Source organism: Eikenella sp. HMSC061C02, assembly GCF_001809035.1.
Taxonomy (GTDB): Bacteria; Pseudomonadota; Gammaproteobacteria; order Burkholderiales; family Neisseriaceae; genus Eikenella; species Eikenella corrodens.
Genome location: NZ_KV795565.1, coordinates 20,084 through 28,281, shown reverse-complemented (window position 1 = coordinate 28,281; position 8,198 = coordinate 20,084). Strand labels below are relative to the sequence as shown.

General features: G+C 56.1%; 8 protein-coding genes. 2 read left to right on the top strand and 6 right to left on the bottom strand.

Annotated elements, in window-relative coordinates:
- On the top strand, positions 1 to 370 hold a 370-nt coding region (locus HMPREF2541_RS12430), incomplete at its 5' end, for a hypothetical protein (RefSeq protein ID WP_210387155.1).
- A gap of 215 nt (positions 371 to 585) precedes the next feature.
- On the opposite strand, the gene HMPREF2541_RS09160 is transcribed toward HMPREF2541_RS12430, so the two are convergent.
- The 3 genes from HMPREF2541_RS09160 to HMPREF2541_RS09150 all read right to left on the bottom strand — a co-directional run bounded on the left by HMPREF2541_RS09160 (position 586) and on the right by HMPREF2541_RS09150 (position 2,142).
- Positions 586 to 957: a SirB2 family protein gene (locus HMPREF2541_RS09160; protein ID WP_023887054.1), complete on the bottom strand. Its 372-nt coding sequence runs from the start codon at positions 955 to 957 to the stop codon at positions 586 to 588.
- 157 nt (positions 958 to 1,114) lie between these two features.
- Positions 1,115 to 1,552, bottom strand: coding sequence for a hypothetical protein (locus HMPREF2541_RS09155; protein ID WP_070543284.1), 438 nt, complete (start codon positions 1,550 to 1,552; stop codon positions 1,115 to 1,117).
- Between the two features lie 5 nt (positions 1,553 to 1,557).
- Entirely contained in the window at positions 1,558 to 2,142 is a 585-nt protein-coding gene (locus HMPREF2541_RS09150; protein WP_064104523.1) for a tRNA 5-(aminomethyl)-2-thiouridylate-methyltransferase MnmM, read from the bottom strand.
- Positions 2,143 to 2,250: 108 nt separating this feature from the next.
- Here HMPREF2541_RS09150 and gshA point away from each other — a divergent pair, with 108 nt between their 5' ends.
- Entirely contained in the window at positions 2,251 to 3,594 is a 1,344-nt protein-coding gene (gene gshA / locus HMPREF2541_RS09145; RefSeq protein ID WP_070543282.1) for a glutamate--cysteine ligase, read from the top strand.
- Between the two features lie 184 nt (positions 3,595 to 3,778).
- Here the strand turns inward: gshA and HMPREF2541_RS09140 are convergent, their stop codons facing one another.
- The 3 genes from HMPREF2541_RS09140 to HMPREF2541_RS09130 all read right to left on the bottom strand — a co-directional run bounded on the left by HMPREF2541_RS09140 (position 3,779) and on the right by HMPREF2541_RS09130 (position 8,020).
- On the bottom strand, positions 3,779 to 5,116 hold the full coding sequence (locus HMPREF2541_RS09140) for a sodium-dependent transporter (RefSeq protein ID WP_064084602.1): 1,338 nt from the start codon (positions 5,114 to 5,116) through the stop codon (positions 3,779 to 3,781).
- Positions 5,117 to 5,456: 340 nt separating this feature from the next.
- A complete protein-coding gene (locus HMPREF2541_RS09135; RefSeq protein WP_003822493.1) occupies positions 5,457 to 6,005 on the bottom strand; it encodes a carboxymuconolactone decarboxylase family protein in 549 nt (182 codons plus the stop codon).
- Between the two features lie 302 nt (positions 6,006 to 6,307).
- Positions 6,308 to 8,020 carry a proline--tRNA ligase gene (locus HMPREF2541_RS09130; RefSeq protein ID WP_070543280.1) on the bottom strand — a complete coding sequence of 571 codons (1,713 nt, stop codon included), beginning with the start codon at positions 8,018 to 8,020 and terminating at the stop codon, positions 6,308 to 6,310.
- Positions 8,021 to 8,198 lie beyond the last annotated feature (178 nt).

The following is an 8,198-nucleotide window of genomic DNA, read 5'->3' as shown; positions in this document are numbered from 1 at the left end:
AACGCTGTACTGGTTTAAATTTAATTCACTATACAAGGGCTTTAGTTATATTTCCCCCTTGATAGGAGATGAAAATGTGCCGCAATTGTTCGCCATCCAACCCACTGGTCGACGGCCTGATGTTGGCTTGGACCGTCTTTGGCTTTCTATTGCTAATTGGGCTGGTGGCGATTGCCGCTATGTTGCTGTTGCAATAAGCTTTGCAGCATTGACCACGTCCGCTTCGGCGGGCGTTTTTCTTTATCTTTTTCTACCGGATAGGCAGCGCGGCAAGCTCTGTAGGCTCGGGTTAGATAACGACTCCTTAGTTATGCACCGATCGCAACACTTCCGAGTCGTGCGGCGGCAAAAAAGGCTACCTGAAAAATGAATTTCAGGTAGCCTACTCATTTGTGGGTGTAGGGTGTGCACGGTACGCACGCACACGGCTTTGGAGTAATGGACAACGGCATGCGTGCCTGCGGCACGCACCCTACACACCGTGCAAGCTTTTCTGCAATAAAGGCTACCTGAAACTTTAGCTACGCAAAAACTTCGCTGCGCTACGTTTTCAGGTAGCCTTTTCAATCAGCCAAACGGCCGGTGTTAAAACATCGGCTTATACGTGGCCAGCCAATAAATGGTGCAGAGGCAGCCGATCGATAGGGCATAGCCGATCCACCATTTGGCCGAGCGTGGCGGGCTTTTCAGGCAGAACATGCCCACCAGCACATACAGCACCACCAAAATCAGTTTCACGCCCAGCCAATCGGCATTGCCGAAAGGCACGTAGCGGGTGATGGTCATCAGCATCATGCCGGTGAAGAGCAGCAGGGTGTCGTTGATGTGCGGCACAAAACGCAGCACTTTGGGCACGGGGCGGCTCGGCAGGATGGTGCGCATCCAAAAGCGCAGGTTGAACAGAACCACGGTAATCACAACGAATACCAGATGGCTGTGTTTCACGATAAGGTACATGGGTGCTCCGAATGTTTTGATTGAGTGTGTGATGGGCGGCAGGCTACCTGAAAGTTGCGCGGCCGCCAATAGCCCGTTCGTGGGATACGGTGAATTTAAACCGCATCGGCTCACCTTCCCCATTCTTATTTTAAGCCACAATGGCTTTCAGGTAGCCTTACCAATCGTGGTCGATACAGCCGCGTTCATCGGCCAGACGGTAAGCAGCATCGAGCTGTGCCTGCATGGTGGGCGGCAGGGCATCGCGTTCGCCGCTGCGGTAGCGTTGCCAATAGGGCGAAAGGTTGAAGCGGCAGGTTTCGGCCAGCTCGCTCTGGATCATGATGAGGTGGCAGATGGTGTAGCCGAAAGCATCTTGCGCATCGAAGGCCGCCAGTTCGATCACGTCGCCCGGGTAGAAGGTTTGCCCCAAATCGGCGCTTACGTAGCCGTTTTGTTCATGCACGATTTGCTTGAGCGCGGCGACATGGCGTTCGGCTTCCATGCCGTAGTCGAAGCGGCTGATGCGGTGCAGGGTATCGTCGCTGGCCTGTTGGATGTAGGGAAACAAGGCAGGCGGAAAGGCGGAGGTGCTGGGTTTGCGCTTTTTAGCCATTGGTTTCAGGTAGCCTTTGGGTTGGCAGAGGCATTGTGCTTTTCAATCGCCAGTAAATAAGGCGGGCGGTTGCGGCGGTTGGTAAAGCCGTAGTGCAGCACGGCAAACTGTTGCTGCGGTAAGGCAGCCGCCCATTCGGACACAGCCTGGGCTTCGAGCGCACCCGCCTCGTGGCCGGGATAAAGCACCACGGCCAACAGCCCGCCGGGGCGCAGTATGTGCACCGCTTGCGCCAGGGCGGAAAGGGTGCTGCCGGTTTCGGTGGTGAGTGCTTTATTGCCGCCTGGCAGGTAGCCGCAGTTGAACACAATGCTGTGTACGGGTTCGTTTACATAGTGCGTCAAATCGGCGTGGCTGGCAGAAATCAGGCGCACTTGCCTTTCTTCTCTGGCTGCCTGCAACCGCGCCTGCGTGGCAGCCAAAGCCTGCGGCTGGATATCGAAGGCATACACACGCCCGCCGCTGCCCACGCATTGCGCCAAAAACAGCGTGTCGTGGCCGTTGCCGGCGGTAGCGTCCACCGCAATGCCGCCTTCAGGTGTGGCTTGGGCGAGCAGGCGGTGGGCGAAAGGAAGGATGTTGTCGAGCATAGAATAAAACGGGATAGCCTGATGGTATGTAGGGAAATTCGCTGTAGCGGCACGGGCTTGGAGTATAATGCCCGCCATCTGCACACACTTTTTTGAAAGGAGCTCAGCATGGGTATTCCGGTTATTTCCCCGCAATACGCGCAATATCTGCTGGATTTTGAAACACTCATCCTGCAAAAGCAAGCCGAAATCGAGGCCTGGTTCCGCAGCCAGTGGAAACGGCACAAGCCGCCGTTTTACGGCTCGGTCGACATCCGCAACAGCGGCTACAAAATGGCCAGCATCGATATGAACCTCTTCCCCGGCGGCTTCAACAACCTAAACACCCAATTCAGCCCGCTGGCCGCCGCTGCCGCCACCGATGCGGTAGAACGCTACTGCGAAACGGCCAAATCCGTGCTGATTGTGCCGGAAAACCACACGCGCAATACGTTCTATTTGGAAAACGTGTATGCCCTGAGCAATATCCTGCAACAGGCCGGCTTTGCCGTGCGCCTGGGCAGCCTGAACCCCGAAATCACCGAGCCGTCCGAATTCAAAACCGCGCTGGGGCACACCATTTTGCTCGAGCCCCTGCTGCGCACCCGCGAGCGCGTGCATCTGGCCGACGGCTTCTCGCCCTGCCTCGTGTTGTTGAACAACGACCTCTCCGGCGGCGTGCCCGAAATCCTGCAAGGCATCCGCCACACCGTGCTGCCGCCCCTGCACGGCGGCTGGACCACGCGCCGCAAAACCGCCCACTTTGCCGCCTACAATCAAGTGGCCGCCGAATTTGCCGAGCTCATCGGCATCGACCAATGGCAGATTAATCCCTATTTCGAGAAAGTGTCCGGCCTCAACTTCCACGAACGCGAAGGCGAAGACGCCCTGGCCGCCGCCGTGGAACGCGTGCTGGCTAAGATCCAGGCTAAATACGACGAAAAAGGCATCACCGACAAACCCTTCGTGATCGTCAAAGCCGACGCCGGCACCTACGGAATGGGCGTGATGAGCGTGAAATCCGCCGATGAAGTGCGCGCGCTCAACCGCAAAAACCGCAACAAAATGGCCACCGTGAAAGAAGGCCTGGCCGTAACCGAAGTGATTGTGCAGGAAGGCATCTACACCTACGAAACCCTCAACGGCGCCGTGGCCGAGCCGGTGGTGTATATGATCGACCGCTTCGTGGTGGGCGGCTTCTTCCGCGTGCACGAAGGGCGCGGTGCCGACGAAAACCTCAACGCCAGCGGCATGCACTTCGTGCCATTGAGCTGCAACGTACCGCAAACCGACAGCAGCGGCGACGACCCGGAATTCCTCGCCGGCAGCAAGCGCGTGTTTGAACAATGGCAAACCCTCGGCCTGCCCGACCGCAGCCAAACCTGCGACTGCGCCGGCAACCGCCTGTATGTGTACGGCGTGATGGCGCGCCTCTCACTTTTGGCGGCTTCGATTGAGTTGGATAACTACTGATATCGCCAGCAAAGGCTACCTGAAACTTTCGCTATGCAGCGTTTTAACTGCATTGAAGCCTACGCTTTCAGGTAGCCTCATGTTGCAGCCATGAGTAGCTGATAAACCAGTTCGCATAAACAAGCCGGCAAACCGTTCTTTGATACGGTTTGCCGGCTTATTTATTCTTTTCAGGTAGCCTGAGTTAAATCCAACCCAACGTATTGGCAAACACCAGCAAAATCGCCACCGGCGCGAGGAAGCGCAGCGCATTGAGCCACAGCGCAATCACAGCCTGCGGCACGCTGCTGCCTTCACGCATGTGCTCGAACACATCGCTCTTCTGCCGTATCCAGCCTACAAACACCGCCACCAAGAGCGAGCTGATCGGCATAATCAGCGCGGTAATCATGTAGTCCCACAAGTCAAACAGCGTTTTGCCAAACAGCTTCCATTCGGAGAGCACGCCAAACGAGAGCGCGGAGGGAATGCCGACAATAAAAATTGCCGTACCGATCAGCCAAGTGGTTTTGCTACGTTTGCTTTCATCTTCGCGGATAGCAGCGGCAATCACGGTTTCCAGCATAGAGAAGGCGGAAGTGAGCGTGGCAAACACCACCAACAGCATAAACACGGCAAACAGAATTTGCCCCAGCGGCAGCTTCATAAACACCGCGGGCAGCACCACGAAAATCAGCCCCGGCCCCTGCCCCGGCTCAAAGTTGAAGGCAAACACAGCGGGGAAAATCACCAAACCGGCCAACAAAGACACCAGCAAATTCATCCACATAATGCTGTTGCCGGAGCGGAACAAATCCTGTTTTTTGTCCAAATAGGCGGCATAAGTAATCATGGTAGACACGCCCAGGCTCAACGCGAAAAAGGCCTGCCCCAGCGCGGTGAGCATGGTTTGCGGCGTGAAGTGCGACCAATCAGGCTTGAGCAGGAAGGAGATGCCCGCTGTCGCACCATCCAGCGTGAGCGAGCGCACCGCCAGCAATAACAGCAACACAAACAGCGCGGGCATCATGTATTTGTTGGCCCGTTCGATGCCCGCCGCAATGCCGCTTTTCACCACCCACACCGTCATCAGCATAAACAGCCCCTGATAGGCGATTGAGCCGGCCGGGCTGGAAATCGTGCTGCCGAACAGCGCGCCGAAATCTGCATTTTGGTGGATGCTGCCGTCAAACGCGTGCACCACATAATTCAATACCCAACCGCCCACCACGCTGTAGAACGACAGCAAAATAAAGCAGGCAAACACACCCATGCGCCCGATCCACGGCCACAGGCTGTTTGGCGCGAGCGTTTTAAACGCATCCACCGCGTTTTTGCCGCTCTTACGGCCGATATAAAACTCGGCCAGCTGCACCGGCAGCGCCACCAAAACGGTAAACACCAAAAACATCAGCACAAACACCGCACCGCCATTGGTGCCGGCGGTGTAGGGGAATTTCCAAATTGCGCCCAAGCCGATGGCAGAGCCAGCAGCAGACAAAATAAAGCCGATTTTAGACGACCAGGAAGCAGGGGATTTCATAAAACTGCAATAATCCAAAACGATTCAGAATGGCGCGATTTTAACAAAAACAAACATCCCAACCGCCGCCAGAACTGTGCTTCTGCCGCATTACGCAGTTTTACTGCCCAAATCGGCCGGCATACAAGCTCGGCTGACAGATGTTTTCTATATTTATAGCATTTTATGCTATATAAAATTATAAATAGCAAGTTAATTGCTTAAATAATATGTTATAGATTATCAAACAGACAGTTATACCAATATCTCTAGTTTTTGCTGACTATAAAACAAGCAAGACAAAAGCTACCTGAAAGTTCAGGTAGCCTTTATTTCGCTCACCGTAGCAAGCTGCGTGTGTTTAAGCGTAATCGCGCAATTCTGGGTTGATGTCGGTTTGCGCCAGGTTGTTGGTGTAGTTGCACAGGGTGGCCAGCGCCACGCCCATCACCACTTCCACCGATTGCTGTTTGTTGTAGCCCGCGTCTAGAAAGGCTTGCAGCTCGGCATCGGACACCGCGCCTTTTTTCGCCATCACGGCTTGGGTGAAGGCGGCCAGAGCGGCCAGTTTGGCATCGTCGAATTCGGCGGGGTTCAAATTGCGCGAAGCTTGAACAGCTTTTTCGGAGAGCAGTTTTTTCAGCGTGGCGATTTTGGTGTGGCCGGCCACGCAGAAGCCGCACTCATTGGTTTTGGCGGCAATAATCTGCACCACTTCCACCTCGCCCGGGGTGAGGCTGTTGGCGGCGTTGAGCTTGCCCACTTCCTGATAAAACGCCAGGGCTTCGGGCGCATTGGCCAGCACGCCGATGAGATTGGGGATAAAGCCGTTGGCCTTCAGCACCGCCTCCACGCGCGGCTTGGCGGCTTCGGGAGCGGTTTCTACGGTGTGGACGGGAAGACGTGCCATGATTGGGTTCCTTTATGCTGTGTTGTGGGGAAAGCGGCATTGTAGCGGAAAGCGCGCCGGCGGCTAAATAACGGTTTGTGCGGATCGATAGAACTCAGAGGCATAAAGGCTACCTGAAAGCCGAAACCAACGCCATATCTGCGTTGATGCTTCGCTTTCAGGTAGCCTTTGGCATACTTGCTAAGACTTAAAACGAATACAGGTGCGGTAAGCCAAATATATGAATGGCAACAGAACCCGCCTGCGGCAACATAAAAGGCTACCAGAAAACATATTCAGGTAGCCTTCCCTCGCATAAGCCTTTAAGCCAACAAACCTTTCAGCTTGGCAGCAATCTCGCCTGCTGCTACCAATTCGGTTTCGCCGCTGCGCCGCTCGGTGTATTCCACTTTGCCTTCTTTCAGGCCGCGGTCGCCGATGGCGATGCGGTGCGGGATGCCCAACAGTTCGCTGTCGGCCAGCAGCACGCCGGCGCGTTCGTCGCGGTCGTCGAGCAGCACGTCCACTCCGGCGGCGGTGAGTTTGGCGTAGATTTTATCGGCGGCCTCGCGCACGGCTTCGGATTTTTTGTAGTTCATCGGCACGATCACGGCTTGGAACGGTGCCATGGCGTTGGTCCAGATGATGCCGCGCTCGTCGTTGTTCTGCTCGATGGCAGCGGCCACGATGCGGGTGATGCCGATGCCGTAGCAGCCCATTTCCATGATTTGTGATTTGCCGTTGTTGTCCAAGAACGAGGCGTTCAGGGCGGCAGAATATTTGTCGCGCAGCTGGAACACGTGGCCGACTTCGATACCGCGTGCGAGTTTCAGGTAGCCTTTGCCATCGGGGCTGGGGTCGCCGGCAATCACGTTGCGGATGTCGGCAAATTCGGGCTCGGGGCAGTCGCGGCCGAAATTGAAGCCGGTGTAGTGGTGGTCGTCTTCATTGGCACCGATCACGGTGTCGGCCAGTTTTTCCACGGCGAAGTCGGCATACACTTTGCCTTTGAAGCCCACCGGGCCGAGCGAGCCGCCGTTTGCGCCGAATTTTTCTTTAATGGCTTCGGGCGCAGCCATGGCCAGCGGGCTTTTCACGCCGGGCAGTTTCTCGGCTTTGATGTCGTTGAATTCGTGGTCGCCACGCAACAGCAGCAATACGAGTTCTCCCTCTTCTTCGCCTTCCACCACGATGGATTTGAGGGTGCGCTCAATCGGAATTTGCAAAAATTCTACCAACTCGGGAATGGTTTTCACGCCGGGGGTGTGCACTTTGGCAAGCGCGGCTTGCGCAGGGGCGCGTTCGCCGCTTTGACGCAGAGTGGGGGCGAGCTCGATATTGGCGGCGAAATCGGATTCGCTGCTGTAGGCAATCACATCTTCGCCGCTTTCGGCCAACACTTGGAATTCGTGCGAACCGGTGCCGCCGATGCTGCCGGTGTCGGCAGCCACGGGGCGGTAGTCAAGGCCTAGGCGGTCGAACACGCGGCAGTAGGCGTGATACATGGGCTGGTAGCCGTCGCGCACCAGCGATTCGTAGTCGGCGTGGAAGGAATAGGCATCTTTCATCACAAATTCGCGCGCGCGCATCACGCCGAAGCGGGGGCGGCGTTCGTCGCGGAATTTGGTTTGGATGTGGTAGAAATTTTTCGGCAGCTGTTTGTAGCTGGTGATTTCTTTACGCACGATGTCGGTAATCAGCTCTTCGCAGGTGGGGCTGAAGCAGAAGGTGTTGTCGTGGCGGTCGGTGATGCGCAGCAGCTCGTCGCCGTAGAAATCCCAGCGGCCGGATTCTTTCCACAAGTCGGCCGGCTGGATAACGGGCATCAAAAGCTCGATAGCGCCGGCGCGGTTCATCTCTTCGCGCACCACGGCCTCCACTTTGCGCAACACGCGCAAGCCCATGGGCATCCAAGTGTAGAGACCGGAGGCATTGGCTTTAATCAGCCCGGCGCGCAACATGAGCTTATGGCTGGCCAGCGCGGCTTCGGCCGGGGCTTCTTTGAGGGTGGAAATAAAGAACTGGGAGGCTTTCATGACGGGCTTTCTGCGGGATTAAGAACTAAGCGGAGAATTGTATCAATGTTTCAGGCGGGCTGCAGCATGAGACTACCTGAAAGCTGCGGTTTGGTTTTTCAGGTAGCCCGCAACACGGGCTACCTGAAAAAGCTTGAGCGGAAGCACTCAATTTCCCCTGCCCAGCTGCCAGACACAA